Below are 18,475 nucleotides of genomic sequence, written 5' to 3'. Positions count from 1 at the left end.
GCCTCCTCCGCTGTCCTCTCCAACATATGTATGAGGAGGCGGTATAAAAGGTGAGTGAGTCTATCCAAATCGGGCTTAGGTGTGCCACTGCTCCCAAGTTTCCAGAGACATGACTTCCATCTCTGTTTTCCGGTCGCGTCCCATAAGTGCCTCAACGGCCGTTCTCGGGTCGAGCCCTTCAAACAACACATGGTATAGCTGGGTAGCAATCGGCATTTGCACCTGATATTTTTCGGAAATCGTATGGGCTGCCTTTGTGGTTCGAATACCTTCTACGACCATGCCCATCGAGCTTAGAACCTCATTTAGCGGTTTGCCCTCACCGAGCATAAATCCGGCACGCCAATTCCGGCTATGCCGGCTTGTTGCCGTTACAACAAGGTCACCGATTCCAGCAAGGCCTGCAAAAGTTAAGGGGTTCGCTCCCATCTCCACACCGATTCGCGTTATCTCGGCGAGCCCGCGTGTCAGCAAAGCAGCTTTGGCATTATCACCATAACCAAGACCGTCTGACATACCAGCACCAAGCGCAATGATATTCTTCAAAGCCCCCGCAAGTTCAACACCAACCATATCCCGGTTCGTATATACGCGAAAATATGGGTTCATGAACAAATCCTGCGCTAAATCCGCTTGTTTCTCCTCTTGGGAGGCAACCACAACCGTAGTCGGGCAGCGCTTCACCACTTCCTCTGCGTGGCTAGGTCCGGATAATACGACGATCCGCTCTTCGTCACAGCCAAGCTCCTCAGCAATCACGGTTGAAATTCGCTTCAGGGTTTCGGTTTCAAAACCTTTGGTGGCATGCACGACCAGCATATCCTCATGCCAATGCGGTTTTAGTGTACGGGCTACCTCACGAACTGCCGATGAAGGAGCCACCATCACAACCGCTTTGGCACCCGAAACCGCCGCTTCCATATCGGTTGTAGCCACCATACGGTTTGACAAGTCCACACCCGGTAGAAACCGCTCATTCCGGTGTTTTGTGTTAATCTCATCCTTTTGAGCTTCATTGTGCGTCCACAAAGCAACTTCCATGTTCTTGTCGGCGAGCACACTAGCGAGCGCCGTTCCCCAACTGCCCGCAACCAACACAGCAGCTTTTTCAGACAACGCGATTTCCTCCCTTTGCTCCCAGCTTATTTTCCTTCCCATGTATTATTTTAACGATGTTTGTGCGATGTCTCCAGAAGGCGAATACGCAGATAATCAAACTCGTCCAGAAATATGGGCCAAATTCGCCAGAGACCATAAGAAAGATCGGCGTCAAAAATACGAAAATCAATGAGCCGAGCGAAACGTAACGCGTAAGGAAAATAGAGGCTATCGCAATGATGCCGGCATATAGTGCCGGAAAGAAAACCAGTGTCGCCATTACTCCGATCGTTGTGGCGATGCCTTTACCACCGCGAAAATGGAAATAAAGCGGCCAGTTATGGCCCACAATCGCCGCGATACCGCAAAGCGCAGTAGTCCACTCGGCATTGCCTCCTAGCCAGCGTCCAATCCAAACTGCTGCAATCCCTTTTATAACGTCAAGTGCCAATACGAGGATAGCTGGCCCTTTGCCAAGCACTCGCAGCGTATTCGTTGCCCCAGCGTTTCCGCTGCCATGCTGACGAATGTCAATGCCCTTCAGTGCTTTTGCGAGAACAACGCTAAAGCTGACAGATCCTAGCAAATAACACACTACAACAGCTATTACGGGTAAAATCACTTTATTCTCCCCTAACCTTCATCAGACTTGCGCCGCGTAAACAAACGGATCGGTGTGCCTTCGAAATCGAATGCTGCCCGAATCTTATTCTCCAAATAGCGTTCATAGGAGAAATGCATCAATTCCGGATCATTTACGAAGATGACGATGGTCGGTGGCTTAACAGCTACCTGAGTCACATAGTTGATCCGAAGTCGCCGGCCTTTGTCCGTGGGTGGAGGATTGATCGCAATCGCGTCAGATACGACGTCATTAAGAAGATGCGTCTGAACACGTTTGGTATGTTGATCCGCCACATGTTGAACAACAGGAAGAAGCTTATGCAGCCGTTGCTTTGTTTTCGCGGAAAGAAAAACGATTGGCGCATAGGTCATGAACAGGAAGTGGTCACGGATCTTCTGCTCAAACTGGTGCATTGTTTTATCGTCCTTCTCAACCACATCCCACTTATTTACCACAAAAATCGAAGCCTTCCCAGCCTCATAGGCGTAACCAGCGATGTGCTTGTCCTGCTCAATAATTCCTTCTTCACCATTGATTAACACGAGGACAACATCAGCGCGCTCAATAGCTTTCATGGCCCGCATGACACTGTACTTCTCAGTCGTTTCATACACTTTACCACGCTTACGCATCCCGGCCGTATCGATAAGAACATAACGCTGTCCGTCCTTTTCGAAAGGCGTATCGATCGCGTCACGAGTCGTTCCTGCGATATCGCTAACAATAACTCGTTCTTCCCCCAAAATGGCATTCACCAGAGAAGATTTTCCGACGTTTGGCCGACCGATCAAGGCAACTTTAATGATGTCCTCATCATATTCTTCCTCTGCAAGCTCTGGCAAATTGTCGACGATCGCGTCAAGCAGGTCGCCAATCCCTGTTCCATGGCTGCCTGAGATGCCAATCGGATCCCCAAAACCCAAATTGTAAAATTCATAGATGTTGTCGGTCCGACCAATGTTGTCCACTTTATTCACGGCCACTACGATCGGTTTGCCCGAGCGGTAGAGTATATTAGCCACTTCCTCATCCGACGAAGTGACTCCGGCTTTAGCATCGCACATAAACACGATCACGTCCGCCTCTTCGATAGCAAGCTCTGCCTGCATACGAATCGATTTCAAAATTGGTTCTTCGTCATCCAATTCGATACCACCAGTGTCAATAATGCTGAAGGGCTTGCCGTTCCATTCCGAAGTCCCATAAATCCGATCCCGGGTTACCCCCGGCTTATCTTCGACAATGGCTAACCGGTCGCCGATAATGCGGTTAAAAATCGTAGATTTCCCCACATTAGGCCTGCCGACAATAGCCACTACGGGTCTTGCCATACACATACCTCCTAATTGCTATCTATACATACATAAACTGTTTGATGAACCACAAATATTTAAGCCTATATATATAAAGTTATCCTTATTTTCGTTACGATACACGTTAATCATCATAGCAAAAAAATGTTTAAAAGGCTAACGGGTCGAGCCCATCCAGCCAAGTATTACACAACAAAATCGGCGAACCCGTCTCTTCAGGGTTCGCCGATGTTCGAGCCTCTAAATCCGGCTTATTTCAATTTGCTCAGTTGATCGCCGAAGCGCTCTCCAAGCGTGATGCTAAGACCTTGATTGCTAAGTGAAACATTCGGGTTGTCGCCCAAATCTTCTTTTCTTACAGAACCGCCTTTAGATGGTTTTTCAGCCTTCGGCGTCGGAGCCGGTGCTTCTTCGGTTTCCTTGATGCTAAGGCTTACCCGTTTTTCGGAAGAATTCACGTCCAGTACCTTAACTTGAACGGTTTGGCCTTCCTTCAGCACTTCATGTGGAGTGCCGATGTGTTTATGCGAAATTTGAGAGATATGAACAAGTCCTTCAACACCTGGCGCGATTTCCACGAAAGCGCCGAAATTGACAAGACGTTTTACTTCGCCACTCACGATATCCCCAACGTGGAACTGCTCAGCTGCAGTATCCCAAGGACCTGGAAGAGCTGCTTTAATACTTAAGCTAATTTTTCCTTTTTCCGGATCAACTTTGAGTACTTTCACTTTCACTTTATCGCCTTCGGAGAGGACGTCTGCCGGTTTGTCCACATGGGTCCAAGCGATTTCAGAGACGTGAACAAGTCCGTCAACTCCGCCTACATCAACAAATGCTCCGAATTGGGTCAAGCGTTGAACAGTTCCTTCAAGAACTTGGCCTTCTTTCAATTCAGCCATTACTTTAAGTTTGTTTGCCTCGAATTCCTCGTCTAAAACGTCTTTTTGGGAAAGGATGACCTTATTGTTCTCGCGGTCAATCTCTTTGACTTTGACGCGAAGAGTACGCCCTTTGTAATCGCTGAAATCTTCGACAAAATGACGTTCAACCATCGATGCCGGAATGAAACCGCGAACGCCTACGTCCGCTACGATGCCGCCTTTTACAACGTCAGCAACGGTAACCTCGAACGTTTCTTGGCTTTCAAAACGTTTAGCCAGCTCATCCCAAGCGTTTTCGCTATCGATCGCACGTTTGGAAAGAACGAGACGTTCTTTTTCGTCGTCAATGCTAACGACTTTCGTTTCCACTTCTTGGCCAACCTGAACGGCGTCAGAAGCGTTGTCCAGATGAACAGAGGACAGTTCGCGAATAGGAATTACACCGTCATATTTATATCCAATGCTTACGTAAGCTTGGTTGTCCTCGATTTTGACAATCGTTCCTTTGACGGTGTCCCCTTTTTTCAAGGAAACGATTTGTTCCATCTCTTCCTGGTTCGCCACTTCCGCAGCTTCCTGAACATTTTTTGTTTCTTCCGACATGTCAATAACCTCCTCAATTCAACTACCCATTTATTTAAACCCGCTTGATGCGAAGTTCAAAACTAGTTCTGTCATATAGCTTTCCAAATGTCCCCTACCTTCATGCATAAATCAGTTCTAAGAGTAACAATTAGCTGTTCTTCTTAAGTTCTGCAATCGCGGACATGATTTTCTCGGTCGCTTTCTCGGCTGCATCCGGCACACCGGACTCTTTAAACTCCGTCAGATCAACGGGCGGCCCATAGACAACCTTCATTTTCTTGAACATTTTATAATGGCCGATAATGGCAACCGGAACAACTGACGCATCGCTCCGAAGAGCAAACGTAGCAGCTCCTCTCTTTCCGATGCCTCCCTCGTCGCCCTTGTTTCGAGTTCCTTCCGGAAAAATCCCCATCACATGCCCCGTACGAAGCAGCGTTAGCGATGTTTTGATAGACTCTTTGCTTACGCCTCCACGTTTAACAGGAAATGCTCCGAGTTCTTTAATCAGCCAGCCAAAACCAAAGACATCGAATAATTCCTTCTTAGCCATAAAGTGCACTTTACGTTTCAGCAAGATACCGATAGTTGGAGGGTCCAATAAACTAAGATGATTGGAGCAGAGAAGGACGCCGCCTTCTTTCGGAACATGCTCTGATCCGATAGCCTCCAAACGGAATAGCACTTTGTAGATAATGCGCAGTACACTACGACAAAAATTGTAAATCATCTTTGCTCTCGCTCACTTCCATAGGTTCTGCACAAGGAAACAATACGTTCGGTCACTTCATCAAGGGTCATTTCCGTTGTATCCATCAGAATTGCATCCGTCGCCTGACGTAGAGGTGATATTTCCCTTTCCTGATCAAGACGATCCCGTTCAGCTATATCGCGTACAAGCTGTTCAAACGTAATTTGGTTATGTTCTTTCATTTCCTTGTATCTCCGGTGCGCCCGTTCTTCTACGCTTGCGATCATATAGATCTTGACCTCAGCATCAGGAAGCACCGTTGTCCCGATATCACGCCCGTCCATGACGACGCCTTTGCGCAAAGCCATTTGCCGCTGAAGAGAGACAAGTCTGCTCCGCAGCCCCTCGATTTGCGCATATCGGGATACCATTGCGTTAACTGCTAGAGAACGAATTTCGTCCGTTACCTCAGCACCGTTAACCCACACCTGTTGTCCATGTTCGCCGGGTAACAAGTCAATGTCCAGATCAGGCACGATTTGCAATATCTTATCCACTTCATCCGGACTTACGCCTAGCTTCTGGAAATACCAAGTTGCTGCCCTATACATCGCGCCGGTATCGACGTAGACGTATGACAGTCTGCCAGCTACCATTCTGGCAATCGTGCTCTTACCTGCCCCAGCAGGACCGTCGATCGCGATGTTGATCTTATCTTGAGCTGTTGACGCCATGCTTGCCAAAGGGGCATTCCTCCTCAAACACTTTCTCAAGAAAAAAGCAGGCATTGCCTGCAACGTGAAAATTATACCACAGATAGCAAGGGGATGCAAAAGATAAAGATCGGTTCGGCCTTATTTAGCCGCCGATATTCCGGTGAATCTGTACGCCTTCATGTTTATCAGCCGAAGAAAGGAAGTGGCGAAGCTCCGGTACACGCAATGCTAATTGAAACAGGCAAAGAGCCGCAAGCAGCCCGAGAAGAGCTCGTTTCATCCACCTTTCAGCACGATTGGAAAATTGTATAAACAAAGAAGTAAAGACTTCATCATCCTTAGCATGACTCATCGCGCAATCTCCTTTTTTTCCAATATGGGTCTACGAGGCTACTGTAATATCAGCTTGCCCAAATTTGGAAGCAAAGAACCGATTAGCCGGACTTTAACGATCTCTGAAGTCAAATTGTCGTTCAAAGCAATAGCGAATAATCTTCTGACGCTCCATATCGGAAATGCTGATAAATTTCAGCATAACCATAAGTCGTCCTGTATCAAGCTTCTTGATGCGTACAACCTCGGCTTCGAATGGAACATGTTCAATAGTTCCGTTCTTATACGGAATCAACAGCCAGCAAAACAGTTGTTCACCCTGGACCACCTTGAAGTGCCCTTGGTAAGTGAAAGAAACACCGCCGCCGCTGACATCTTCCGTATACGTTACAAACTGGTTACCGTCTTTCATCTTAATAGCGATTTCCAGTTCAGCAATCACGCGCAAAAAATGCCGCCGCTGGATTTTCGTGATCGACTCTGGCTCAGGTTTACGAATTCTAACCAATTGTACAACATCGTCTGCAAACCCAAGCACATATGTATTAAAATAGTTTTTTATCCCGGCCTCGGTTAAAAAATAGACAGAAAGTTCGTCACCGATGTATAGCTTCTTCATGCGCCCGCTACCGCTCTCAATTGGCACTTCAATCAAAAATGATTCTTCTTCTACGTCCGCGATCCGCGATTTACATTCCTTTTTCTCATCTGGTTTATCCGAGGTAGCCACCTGAATGTATACGAGATCGTTCACTTTAGGAAACAAGTTCCCCACCGCCCTATTATGGTTGTCTAGCTAATTACTATCTGATTATAGCATGTCGTAGGGAGCGTTGTGATGGAATTTTGCATAACAATAAATTAGCGCAAGCTGTTGGGCAGATAAGCCCTCATGCTCACGCTATCTTTACGAAAACAGGTATACAGACTTTTTTTAGGATTGAACAGCGTTTCCGTTGCTCCGTACCTCTTCAACAATCTCTTCATTTCCGTTCTCAGCATTAATGTATATCCGGTATTGTGAACCATTGATTGAGCCGCCAAACTCGTAAGTAAGCACCTTGTCCGACTGATCGTTCTCAATAAGAGCAAGTCGGTTGTATTTCTCCTTATACTCCGAATTTAAAAACTTGCGAGCCTGCTGCAGCGTCAATTTGGGAGCTTTGATTTTTGCCCGATTCCCATGCTCGTAAACGTAATCGCTAGCCTGAAGACCAGTGACCTGACCATTATCCAAAGCTACTCTAAGTGTAACTTTTTCAGGGTAAATCAGTACATCACCTTGCTTGCTAACAAACGTGAAATTACCTTCATTTCCAAACTCATCGTAAGTAATTGGTGTAAGATTGGTATACCCTTTATTTACAAGAAACTCATCTGCTCTCGCTCTTGCGGTTTTATGATCTACAGCTTTTGGCCCAATCGGTCGAATGTAGGTATACGAAATCAGATGTCCGCCATTTCTGGTAAAATCGAGAGTCCATGATTCCCCGTCGTGCATTCCTTTCACATTAGCCGTGTAGGAGGCCCATTCAGTCCCGCGGCCGTTTTCGACCACTTGGATAGCGTTGCTATCCTTCACGTTCGTGAAAGCAGCTGTCTTCTCTTTAATATCCTGGATGGTGGTAGGTTTGCCGTTAAGTTTTTTTACCGAGCGTTTATTGTACATGCTGGAAATCGACGGTCCCCAATCCAGCTCTGGATATTCACCAACCCGTTTATCCACGGTTTTGAATCCGTCTATAATTGTATTGTCCCGCGGCTCTCTCTCACTAGCCAGTGCTGTCTCTACATCCATCCAGCGAAGCCGGTTACTGATAACTTTATTTTGTACTCCCTGCAAATCTTTCGATATTTGAGCGGAGCTTTTGTATAGCTCGTTCAAGTTTTTTACCTCGTTCGCACTGAGCGGCTGCTTGGTCATATCACGTACAGCCACCTGGTAAGAAAACTTGGAAATTCTAGACAGAAACTCTTCGGTCTTGTTGAATGGCAAAAGTGCCAGTGGAAGCTGGTTAATTTCATTCTGAGCCTCGCTCGTGATGCGCCATACATTGACCAGCCCTTTGCGCTGCGATCCGGTCGAGGCGGAATGTACCGCCAGCGTATTCCCTAGTTCTGTATGGAGCTTATCGACATGGTAAGATAAATCGTGAAAAGCACGCTGGTATTGGTTTTCAGCTTTAATCAGTATGGAGTTTTTCTCCTGATTTTCTTGATACCCCCACACCAGAGCACCAATCAATAGCACGGTAGCAACCGGAAATAATATAGCACTCAAACGTTTATACATCAGTCACGCTCTCCCTTCTTCAACTGGTTGAATTTAGTTTGACATGAAGAAAGGGACTTTATGCATTTATAATGGAGCATCTTCCTCAATTTCAAATTCATTGCGATTGTCGCATATGCATTGCTTGAATCCTGTTTCTATGCGACCCCGCTCTTTTTTTCCACGAAGCACAAATCGCTCTCCACATGATTTGCATATTATCTTTACCTTTACGCGCATGAAAAAGGCACCCCTTTCCAGTTTCAAGCCGTAAACACGGCCTAAATCAACTAGAAATAGGATGCCCTAATTTGCTGCTGATTAGTCTTGACCCTTTGCGCTCGTAAGACGAAATGGCGAACGGTTATTGGCACGATACATCTTTCCTATTCCTCCATACCATAGGAAAGCCATTAAAGGAACGATATACCAGAGCCAATATTGGGTTAAGTTGTTTAATATCCAATCGTAAACCCCGTGCCAGAACAACGGGATCAGTAGGGAGTACAGCAAAAACTTTCGACTTCTCCAGCCATCGGAAAATTTAGCTCGGCCTAAATAATACCCCATCATGACACCAAACATCGCATGTCCCGATACCGGCAAAAGTGCTCGAACTAATAAAGCTCCAATGGAAGCGTGACTGGCAAAAGCATAAATGACGTTTTCCACAGTCGCAAATCCGAGTGAAATAGCGGCTGCATACAATATACCATCATAGGGTTCGTCGAACTCCGTGTGATTGTAGATCATATGGAACAGAACAAACCATTTCAATACCTCTTCTACGCCTGCAGAAATGCCAAACGCCGTTATGAGCGGACCATCGCCCAGCCAGATCGTTAGTCCGCGTTGAATGATCATAACGGGTAAAACGATTAAAAAACCTAGCAAAAACACTTTGATGACCATATGCAGTGGTTCGGAATCATACTTGTCCTTGAGATAAAAATAGGTTAGCAAAGCGATACCGGGAGCCACCGCTGCAGTCGCAATCGAGAGAAAGAGCAACGGTTATCCCTCCTCACTAGCCGCTCGCTGTTCCTGTCTCTTGTGTATCATAATCAAAACCACATCTTTCGCCTGGCTCAAAGATTAATCCTGACGTTTGAAATGGCTACAAATGACCTCGATGGCATTTTGAGCCATGACGAGATTTCCATACTCTTCTAGCATCGCCGTGGTTACGGAGGTAGCTTCGCCAAATTCGGCTAACACCGCAATCAATGCGGGATGTTTTCCTTCTTCCAACTCGTCAGGTTCTAGCTGAAGAACCCATTTCCCATTGTATTTATACAGTCTGCCGGCGTTTTGAAGCATGGGCTGCAGAACGTGAGCTGCTTCGATCAGGTTTTCAAAATCGTCAAACGAATACAATATTGTATCGCTTTGTTCCAGCGTCACTTCCATCTCATAAACTTCTTCCGGCAGTTCATCCTCATAAGGCGATCCGATCCCGTGATGATGGTGATCGTACTTTCCGCGCGTCACTATAACGACCATTCCTTGAGCGGGAAGGGCGAACACTTCGACAGCCAAAGGTCCGGTGGCGTCAAAGCCCACTTCATTATAAGCCTGATCCATCATTTCAGTGAACAGGTCGTGGACTTTAGGAATTTCTTGCCACATGTCCTCTTTCTGAATACCGCGTTCGCTAAGATCGTCAAAAGTGAGGAAAATCCGTATCTTATCCTGGCCAAGTCTTTCTATCTTCATACAGGATCCTCCTCTCTATGCCGTGTAATAACAGATTATGAAACCTGCTGTAATGTGTGCTGGAAATGGTTCTTTGTATGTATGTTATCATTTATTCCCCCTAAATGCACGCAATAAAAATAGACAAAAAAGAATCATTTCCCGCCGCTTGTCAAGCCAGCAGAAAATGATTCTTAATATGGAACTTCCTTCCTTAAAGTCCGGGAATAACAGTATGCGTCTCTTTAAGAATGGCGTCGACTTCTCGGCGAACATCCGCGTTCGATTTGATGAAATCTGTGATTTGCTTCAGACGGTATTCCTTCGAATGATTCGAATCTGTCTGAGATACCGAACTGGGATACACCTGGGCATTCCCTGCCCCATTAACCTTTGAACTGGCTGCGGTATTAGGTCCCTGCTGCGATGTTTTGGACATATCAGCATCGCTGCGATGGTTTCGTCCCATGGAGAGCCCCGACATGTTAAGCGCAGAGCCTACCCCATTCAGTGTGGACATGACTCCATACCCACGCCGGGACGCCCATATCGCGGCTACAGCCCCAATTAACATCCCACTGAAAAATGAGGAAGATTTCACCCAAAAAACCTCCTTAGATATGTTAAAATCAACTGTAGTGTTCGCGGTTTTTAGCCATCTCATGCGGCATAAATACAGGAAAGAGAGATGACCCCTTTGCTTAACAAAAAAGTCCTGCTCATCGCCGCCGCTTGTGTGCTCCTCAGTTCATGCGGCCAGTCAAATTCTTCAGCCCCTACTAGCGCTTCCCCGACGAAATCTCAAGAAAAAAGCTCCATTTCCAGCCCCGCGGCTGCAGCACCGGAGTCAACCTCGAATGAAAAAGCGAAACAGGCAACCAAGGGTCAAGCTGATTCTAAAGAGGAGAGCCCCGGCAAGGATAGCGCCAAGGTGGCGGAAGCCGAAGTCAAGCCGCTGTATCATCTTAATAAAGCGTATAACGTCGTACCAAATGACAAAGAAACCAACAAAAAAGTGGTGCTGCTGACTTTTGACGACGGTCCGAAAGAGAAAGAAATGATCGACGGCCTTATAGACACTCTTGATAAACACGGAGCAAAGGCGATATTTTTCGTGAACGGTTACCGGGTTAAGGAGCACCCGGAACTGCTCAAGCTCATTTACGACCGAGGTCAAATTATTGGAAATCATAGCTGGGACCATATCGATTTAAAAAAACAATCTGCAGCAAAAATGCGTAAACAGATTGAAGATGTTCAAAAAATTGTGAAGGATACAACCGGAGAGGCACCGAAATTTTTCCGACCCCCGTTTGGCTCCGGAAATGACACAACCCACCAGATCGCTAAAGATAATGAGCTCACTTATACGACCTGGTCTAACGGTTCTTTGGATTGGGATAAGAAAAGCAAAAACAAACCCGAAGCCGTCATTCAAAATGTTTTGGATCAGCTTCACCCCGGAAGCAACATTCTAATGCATGAGCTTCCATGGACGGTTAAGGCGCTGGACGATCTTCTTACCAAACTTGAAGCAAAAGGCTATAGCTTTGTCGATCCCCTGACTATCGGTCCTGCAACCGAGACTATGGTAAAATAAGCCTTGAATTTCAGACGAGAAACAAACAAGGTTGCTCAAAAGAGCAACCTTGTTTACAATCCGTTTCGTTTACCCCACGGTGAATCGCTGAGTCCCCACCACAGCAGAAATATCATGATAATTACAAAAATATACAAAAGCGAGTTATAAAACCACTTTGTTAACTTCAGTCGCTGCGAAGGAAACATTTCCTTGCGAGTCGGCAGCTTCTCGATATCCGGCTCACCCTCTACCGTTGTGTCCAATTTGTACTCAGCTTGGAGCATCTCGTAGGTCGTTCCAGCCTCTTCCATGGGATTTTCATTTTCTCTAGTTGTAGGTTTCTGTGCATTCTCCTTAGATCCTCGACGGTTACCATGGCGGCGGCCTGACCGGCTACCGTTTCGATCTAATCGGCTCAAACGTTCGTTCATGACTCCCTCCGAAATTTAATCACTAGCCCAGATACTAAATCAATGAGAAAGTGACACAATATTGGCGTCCATAATGTCCCTGTTTGTAAATAAATAAAACCGAGGCCGTAACTGCTGGCAAACACCCATCCCGTTGGTATCCAATGCCTTAAATACCTAACGTGAATAGCGGCAAATAATATGCTTGTCCAATAAGGGCCAAAGGCATGCTGAATCGCTCCCCGAAACAACAGCTCCTCGCATAGGGCTACCACCGCCGAAATGACGAAGATATGCCATACAGGACGGCCTCTGAATAGTAAAGCATTAATCCCCCCGTCGTCCATGCTCTCTTCGGAGATAAACTTGGAAAGTAGCATGTCTGCGAAGAACATTACCGCCGCCAAGCCAGCCCCCCAATACAGAAAATGAATATTTTTCGGGAAAGACAACAAATCGATTGGATTTCTTTTCTGAAAAAACAAAATGATCAAACCGATAAAAAGAGTAAGGCCTTGTGTCAAATATAAATTAATGAGTAGCAACCGATCATCAAGCTGACTGGGATCGACTTTTTGAATTTTCACATTGCCGATTTTGAATTTTTTCATAGTATTTGTCAAACCCTGTCCTTTATTATTAATTCTACTACCCCCAAAATCACAATGGTTAGGAGCATCTTATCATGGAACGTAAAAAAAACCGGGTTGAACTGCTTTTTATTATTGGATTTCTCTTTACGCTCATCATAGCTTTTGGTACATTTTTCCTTGGTCTTCGGATCGGAATGGATAAGACGGAAGCAAAATATGCGTACTTAAAAACGGTTCCGCCTGAAGACGAAACCTCAGTCTCGTATCAGCAGCAGGATTTGGTGACATTCTACTATATCGTATTCCAGCCTTATCAACAGTTCAAAGAAGATTATCTGGCCTATGTCGACGAAATCAGCCGCAATAAGTCTCATTCCGAAATTAACGACAAACTTAAAGAAATCCGCCAAACCGCTGACAAGCAATATGAGCAAATAGCTGCCCATTCGATTCCCGACTCCTCGCCCTTGCTGAAAGAAGCTCAGACGGATTTCTTAAAAAGCCTAAAACTGTTCAAAGATAGCATCGGTCAGGTCAAAACCGGCGATCTAAGCGGCTCAACCATTGCCGACATGTTAGCAAGTAATACTTTCACGAAAAATGCTAAATCATTCGGTCTACAGGCGCAAAAGAAATACTATTCTTCCATCCTTAAATGGACAGCCAAAACGAACAGCAATGTTCCGTCAAACATTAGCTACAGAAACGATATATCAATTCAGGAATGGTCAAAATTTTCACTTTCCGTTAAAAACAAAATGGTCACTGACATTATGACGAATGACAAGCTATTTGTGTCTTATCTCCCGCAGGACCTTACCGCCAAAATTGATCAAATGGTTCAGAGTGGAAAAGCAAAATCCTTGAAGCTTAAATCTGTGCCCGCCATTGTGAAAGTTCTCACAGAAACTGAAGCTGTCAAGGGTAAAGAGTTCTCCAAATGGAAGTCAGCTTATTACTCTTCCGAGTCTTTACCTGAACTGCCTTTCTTTACAGAAGACTAATTTCGACATTATCAAAATCATAACTAAAAAACAGGGTGGATTCAAGTTTCCCTCATATATGCGCTAGGCAGACACGGTGTTTATGTAATTTTATATGATGTCGGGGTGTTGACACCTTTGACGGACCATGATACATTATGAAAAATTACATTTGAAGAACACTTTGAAGGAAAAAAGTTGTCAGAAAGCTTCCAGAGAGCCGGTGGTGCTGCAAACCGGTAGCGGAATGACACCTTTAGCGCTCCTGAGTTACTGCGTTGAATCGTTAGTAGGCGCAGTCGGAAGAACTCCGTTATCAGTCTGTCAGTGATGACAAATGAGGCTGCTTCTGTAAAGATGCAGTGAATTAGGGTGGTACCACGATTAACTCTCGTCCCTTACTACGGAAGTAGTATGCGGATTGAGGGTTTTTTTGTTACCCTTCTATTTTCGGCCGAAGGAAGTGTATCAGACGGGACCTTCTAAACATCATCCTTTCGTGCAGTACAACTGTAACGGAAAACAGCAGTAAACTTAAGCTTATGCTTCCGAAGAAAGTTTTGTACGTAGAACTTTCGGAGAAGCCTTGCTATACAAAACTTAAAGCTTATGCTTCCGAAGAAAGTTTTGTACGTAGAACTTTCGGGGAAGCCTTGCTATACAAAACTTAAGCTTATGCTTCCGAAGAAAGTTTTGTACGTAGAACTTTCGGGGAAGCCTTGCTATACAAAACTTTTAGGAGGGTCAATCATGTTTAAAGTGTTAGTATCGGATCCGATTAGCGATCTGGGGATTCAACAATTGGTAGACGCAAGCGATGTCGTAGTTGAGAAGAAAACAGGGCTAACCGAGGACGAATTGGTGCAAATCATCGCCGAATACGACGGCTTGCTTGTACGCAGTCAAACTAAAGTCACCGAGAAAATCATGAACGCTGGGACTCGCCTAAAAGTCATCGGTCGCGCTGGTGTAGGGGTAGACAACATCAACCTTGAGGCCGCAACTAAACGCGGGATTATCGTCATCAACGCGCCGGATGGCAACACGATCACCACGTGTGAGCATGCTTTTGCCATGATGATGGCGTTGGCTCGCCACATTCCTCAAGCTTATGCAAAAACGATCCAAGGACAATGGGACCGCAAGTTTCTTGGCGTAGAGCTGCGTAACAAAACACTTGGCGTACTCGGCATGGGCCGGATCGGTAGCGAAGTGGCCAAACGCGCAAAAGCTTTTGGCATGGAGATTATGGGCTATGATCCGTTCCTGACGGCAGAGCGGGCTGATAAACTTGGCATAAAGCTGTCGACTGTCGACGATATCGTGAGAAATGCAGATTTCATTACAGTGCATACTCCCCTTACACCTGAAACTAAACATATGATTGCACGTCCGCAATTCGAAGTCATGAAGAAAGGTATGCGTATCATCAACTGTGCCCGCGGCGGTGTTGTCGATGAGCTTGCTCTCGTCGAAGCAATCGACCAAGGAATTGTAGCAGGAGCTGCCTTCGACGTGTTTGAGAAAGAACCACCGGAGGCCGACCATCCTTTCCTCCACAATCCGAAAATTATCGTTACTCCGCACCTTGGTGCTTCTACCGTTGAAGCTCAGGAGAATGTAGCGATCGACGTATCGGAGCAGGTACTGCATATTTTGCGGAACGAGCCGTTTAAAAATGCGGTTAATATGCCTCCAGTAGCACCTAGTGTCATGAATAAGCTGCAGCCTTATTTTGAGCTTGGCGAGAAAATCGGCATCTTTGCCGCACAGCTTAACAATCAGGCCGTACACGAAATTCACGTAGACTATGCTGGCGACCTTGCTGAAGTGGATACACAACCGCTCACTCGCTATATTATTAAAGGTGTGTTGTCCCGCCATTTTGGCAACGACGTCAACATCGTCAATTCCATGCACCTGGCAAAAATTCGCGATATCAATGTGGTTGTATCTCAGGCTTCCGCTACGAAAGGCTTCACCAACCTAATTACCTTAACGCTTAAAACACAGGACGGCACCGAACGTCGAATCGCCGGTACGAGCCTGAATGGCTATGGTGCTCGGATCGTACAAATCGACAAGTTCCCGGTAGACGTAGCTCCAGAAGGTCACCTAATCTTTATCTCCCATAATGACAAACCAGGCATTATCGGAAATGTGGGTACCTTGTTAGGCAAAAACGATGTCAACATCGCTTCCATGCAGGTTGGCCGCAAATTGGTCGGCGGAGAAGCGATTATGGTGCTGACCGTGGATAAAGAGGTAACCAAGGAAGTATTGGTTGATTTGACTAAAATTCCTGATTTGAACAAAGCGTTGCAGCTCACATTTGAATAATAACTTTTAACGTTAATGTCAAACAGCGCGAGTTTAGGGATTTCCCCCTTCATTCGCGCTGTTTATGTTATCTTACTTTGTACGATTGTTCCACGATGAACAAGATTTATCTGCGGCATTCAACAAAAAAACATCCTTCTTGCAAAGGATGTCTTGATATACTACGATAATTGCACCTTTTCGACAGGGAGTACGATATGAAAGGTCGTTCCTTTGCCGACTTCGCTTTCCGCATGGATTGAACCGTGATGCGCATCGATAATGTTCTTCACAATCGACAAGCCTAGTCCGGTTCCTCCGTTTTCTCCGCGTACCCGGGCTTTATCAGCCTTATAGAAGCGTTCAAATATGAACGGTAAATCATCGCTTGGAATACCAACTCCGTTATCGCTGATCGTAATATGCAGCTCTTCTCCCCGGTCGTTCTGCTCCGTTCCGGCCCAAATGAATACAGCTCCACCTTCTGGGGTATGCCGAAAGGCATTGTCGAGTAAATTTGTTAGTACCTGCTCCAAACGATCCTCATCAGCTTGAACCACAAGCTTGCTGTTAGCAAGCTCCAGCTTCAGGTCTACTCCATTCTCTTTAGCCCGTACCATAAACTTGCGGTACATGCGTTCGGCAAGCTCCCGGAAATCCAGCGGGCCAATCGCCATGTCAATGTGGCCAGCCTCCATACGGGCAAGGTCGAGCAAATCACGAACGAGTCTGCCCATACGCAGGGATTCATCATGGATGACCTGCACCAGTTCAGCGCTTTCCTCTGGAGAAGTGGCCATACCGTCCAAGAGAGCTTCACTATATCCTTGCATCATAGACAGAGGTGTTCGAATTTCATGTGATACATTGGCTACGAAATCGCGGCGCATTTTTTCGAGACGCACCTCTTCGGTAACGTCCCGTAATACTGCAACTGCCCCACGAATTTCTCCATCTGACGCAAGCGGAGCCATATGGACCGACCATACGCCTTTCATGACATGGACGTTCATTCTCTGGTCGCCTTCCTGAGCCAAAACACGCTGGAACATCGGAAGCAGCGGCTGTGGAATGTACTGTCCATGGCCTGCAGAATCCGATCCCACCTCCAACTCTGCTTCGGGAAGATCCATCCACATGTTCAGTATCTGATCTCCTGGTGGATTGGTAAGAATCACATAACCTTCACGGTCTAGGGTGATGACCGCATCATTCATGCTGCGGAGTACGCTGGATAAATGCTCTTTCTCATGCTTCAGGCTGCGAATTGTATTTTCTAGTTCCTCAGCCATATGGTTGAACGTATTGGCTAACTCTCCGATCTCATCACTCGTTCTTAAAGAGAGTCGCGTATCATATTTGCCTTTACGGACCGAATCTGTCGCCTGGATCAGCTTCTGCATCGGCTGCGTTATTTTTGTGAATAAGAATAAGGCGAAAAAGGTTGTAAGTGAAAAACCGATCATACAGACGATAACGAACAACCTTTTGACAGCTACCGAGTTGGTAAAATTCGTATCGATATACGGCAACAGAAATAAGCCCATCAGCATCATCACACAAGCTACAAGGCAAATAATCGTAATCCAGAGCTTACCGACAAGCGTTCTCCAAAAATTCACTTTATTTCGCTACCTCCAGCTTGTAGCCAACTCCCCACACGGTCGTGATCATTGCTGCCGATTCAGGGGACACCTTGTTCAGCTTCTCGCGGAGCCGTTTCACATGCGTATCCACCGTGCGCAAATCACCGAAAAATTCGTAATTCCACACGTCTTTCAGTAATTCCTCACGTGAAAATACTTTATCCGGTGAAACTGCAAGATAATGCAGCAACTCGTATTCTTTTGGGGTTAAGCTAACTTCTTGACCACTAGCTGTTACACGGTGAGCATCGTGCTCGATGATAAGATGAGGGAACACGATGTTGTTGCTCGTCCCGCTTTCCTTGGTCAAATAGGCAGTCGCCGAAGCACGGCGCATGATCGCTTTGACACGGTAAATGACTTCCCTAGGACTAAACGGTTTGACGACATAATCATCGGCACCGACTTCGAAGCCCTGTACTCGGTTAATCTCTTCACCTTTCGCGGTCAGCATCAATACGGGTGTCGCTTTAATTTGTCTTAACCGATTGCACACTTCAACACCGTCGATTCCCGGCAGCATCACATCAAGAAGAATGAGTCCGTAATCTCCGGAAGTCGCTTTTTTCAAAGCGGTTTCTCCATCCTCTGCCTCATCGATTTCATAACCTTCTTTTTCCAAGTACATTTTCAGCAGCCGGCGAATACGTTCTTCATCATCGACTACTAGAATGCGGTTTGCTTGATCTGACATTAACAACAACCCCTTCATCATCTTCCCCATACACTT

Annotated in this window: 19 protein-coding genes and 1 other annotated feature; of the genes, 3 read left to right on the top strand and 16 right to left on the bottom strand. The window is 46.0% G+C overall.

Annotation, left to right across the window (positions count from 1 at the left end):
* Positions 1-75 precede the first annotated feature (75 nt).
* From ACFQ3W_RS08470 to ACFQ3W_RS08415, 12 genes are all read right to left on the bottom strand, one after another.
* Positions 76-1,116, bottom strand: a complete 1,041-nt coding sequence (locus ACFQ3W_RS08470; protein ID WP_379318576.1) for an NAD(P)H-dependent glycerol-3-phosphate dehydrogenase — start codon at positions 1,114-1,116, stop codon at positions 76-78.
* Complete coding sequence (plsY, locus tag ACFQ3W_RS08465) at positions 1,109-1,720, bottom strand: glycerol-3-phosphate 1-O-acyltransferase PlsY (RefSeq protein WP_379318574.1); 612 nt, start codon at positions 1,718-1,720, stop codon at positions 1,109-1,111. The genes ACFQ3W_RS08470 and plsY overlap by 8 nt, the downstream gene beginning before the upstream one ends.
* 11 nt (positions 1,721-1,731) lie before the next feature.
* A complete protein-coding gene (gene der, locus ACFQ3W_RS08460) occupies positions 1,732-3,054 on the bottom strand; it encodes a ribosome biogenesis GTPase Der (protein ID WP_379318572.1) in 1,323 nt (440 codons plus the stop codon).
* Between the two features lie 233 nt (positions 3,055-3,287).
* Positions 3,288-4,523 (bottom strand): 30S ribosomal protein S1, encoded by a 1,236-nt coding sequence (gene rpsA / locus ACFQ3W_RS08455; protein ID WP_379318570.1) that lies wholly within the window; start codon positions 4,521-4,523, stop codon positions 3,288-3,290.
* A gap of 130 nt (positions 4,524-4,653) precedes the next feature.
* Complete coding sequence (locus ACFQ3W_RS08450; protein ID WP_379318568.1) at positions 4,654-5,235, bottom strand: lysophospholipid acyltransferase family protein; 582 nt, start codon at positions 5,233-5,235, stop codon at positions 4,654-4,656.
* Positions 5,232-5,939 carry a (d)CMP kinase gene (cmk, locus tag ACFQ3W_RS08445; RefSeq protein ID WP_379318566.1) on the bottom strand — a complete coding sequence of 236 codons (708 nt, stop codon included), beginning with the start codon at positions 5,937-5,939 and terminating at the stop codon, positions 5,232-5,234. Before cmk ends, ACFQ3W_RS08450 begins: the two co-directional genes overlap by 4 nt.
* 115 nt (positions 5,940-6,054) lie before the next feature.
* A complete protein-coding gene (locus ACFQ3W_RS08440; protein WP_379318564.1) occupies positions 6,055-6,264 on the bottom strand; it encodes a hypothetical protein in 210 nt (69 codons plus the stop codon).
* A 93-nt stretch (positions 6,265-6,357) separates the two neighbouring features.
* Positions 6,358-7,011 (bottom strand): flagellar brake protein, encoded by a 654-nt coding sequence (locus ACFQ3W_RS08435; RefSeq protein ID WP_379318562.1) that lies wholly within the window; start codon positions 7,009-7,011, stop codon positions 6,358-6,360.
* A gap of 168 nt (positions 7,012-7,179) precedes the next feature.
* Positions 7,180-8,538, bottom strand: coding sequence for a germination protein YpeB (gene ypeB / locus ACFQ3W_RS08430; RefSeq protein WP_379318560.1), 1,359 nt, complete (start codon positions 8,536-8,538; stop codon positions 7,180-7,182).
* Between the two features lie 300 nt (positions 8,539-8,838).
* The gene (prsW, locus tag ACFQ3W_RS08425) at positions 8,839-9,528 is read right to left on the bottom strand and encodes a glutamic-type intramembrane protease PrsW (RefSeq protein WP_379318558.1); all 690 of its coding nucleotides are present in this window, start codon (positions 9,526-9,528) and stop codon (positions 8,839-8,841) included.
* An 84-nt stretch (positions 9,529-9,612) separates the two neighbouring features.
* Positions 9,613-10,233: a genetic competence negative regulator gene (locus ACFQ3W_RS08420; RefSeq protein ID WP_379318556.1), complete on the bottom strand. Its 621-nt coding sequence runs from the start codon at positions 10,231-10,233 to the stop codon at positions 9,613-9,615.
* Positions 10,234-10,426: 193 nt separating this feature from the next.
* On the bottom strand, positions 10,427-10,813 hold the full coding sequence (locus tag ACFQ3W_RS08415) for a hypothetical protein (protein WP_379318554.1): 387 nt from the start codon (positions 10,811-10,813) through the stop codon (positions 10,427-10,429).
* Positions 10,814-10,909: 96 nt separating this feature from the next.
* On the opposite strand from ACFQ3W_RS08415, the gene ACFQ3W_RS08410 reads away from it, so the two are divergent.
* Positions 10,910-11,812, top strand: a complete 903-nt coding sequence (locus ACFQ3W_RS08410) for a polysaccharide deacetylase family protein (RefSeq protein WP_379318552.1) — start codon at positions 10,910-10,912, stop codon at positions 11,810-11,812.
* Between the two features lie 53 nt (positions 11,813-11,865).
* On the opposite strand, the gene ACFQ3W_RS08405 is transcribed toward ACFQ3W_RS08410, so the two are convergent.
* Positions 11,866-12,225: a hypothetical protein gene (locus ACFQ3W_RS08405; protein ID WP_379318550.1), complete on the bottom strand. Its 360-nt coding sequence runs from the start codon at positions 12,223-12,225 to the stop codon at positions 11,866-11,868.
* Entirely contained in the window at positions 12,222-12,815 is a 594-nt protein-coding gene (locus tag ACFQ3W_RS08400) for a CPBP family intramembrane glutamic endopeptidase (protein WP_379318548.1), read from the bottom strand. The genes ACFQ3W_RS08405 and ACFQ3W_RS08400 overlap by 4 nt, the downstream gene beginning before the upstream one ends.
* Before the next feature lie 74 nt (positions 12,816-12,889).
* On the opposite strand from ACFQ3W_RS08400, the gene ACFQ3W_RS08395 reads away from it, so the two are divergent.
* Together ACFQ3W_RS08395 and serA are read left to right on the top strand one after the other, a co-directional pair.
* The gene (locus ACFQ3W_RS08395; protein WP_379318546.1) at positions 12,890-13,801 is read left to right on the top strand and encodes a hypothetical protein; all 912 of its coding nucleotides are present in this window, start codon (positions 12,890-12,892) and stop codon (positions 13,799-13,801) included.
* Positions 13,802-13,955: 154 nt separating this feature from the next.
* Positions 13,956-14,182, top strand: a binding site (T-box leader).
* 348 nt (positions 14,183-14,530) lie between these two features.
* Positions 14,531-16,120, top strand: a complete 1,590-nt coding sequence (gene serA / locus ACFQ3W_RS08390) for a phosphoglycerate dehydrogenase (RefSeq protein ID WP_379318544.1) — start codon at positions 14,531-14,533, stop codon at positions 16,118-16,120.
* Positions 16,121-16,281: 161 nt separating this feature from the next.
* Here the strand turns inward: serA and ACFQ3W_RS08385 are convergent, their stop codons facing one another.
* Entirely contained in the window at positions 16,282-17,721 is a 1,440-nt protein-coding gene (locus tag ACFQ3W_RS08385) for an ATP-binding protein (protein ID WP_379318542.1), read from the bottom strand.
* A gap of 1 nt (position 17,722) precedes the next feature.
* Positions 17,723-18,439, bottom strand: a complete 717-nt coding sequence (locus ACFQ3W_RS08380; RefSeq protein WP_379318539.1) for a response regulator transcription factor — start codon at positions 18,437-18,439, stop codon at positions 17,723-17,725.
* Positions 18,440-18,475: the final 36 nt, after the last annotated feature.

The sequence above is a fragment of the Paenibacillus puldeungensis genome (genome assembly GCF_042678945.1).
Lineage (GTDB): Bacteria > Bacillota > Bacilli > Paenibacillales > Paenibacillaceae > Fontibacillus > Fontibacillus puldeungensis.
Note: the sequence above shows the minus strand (reverse complement) of the source record. Positions and strands in the feature narration are given on the sequence as shown.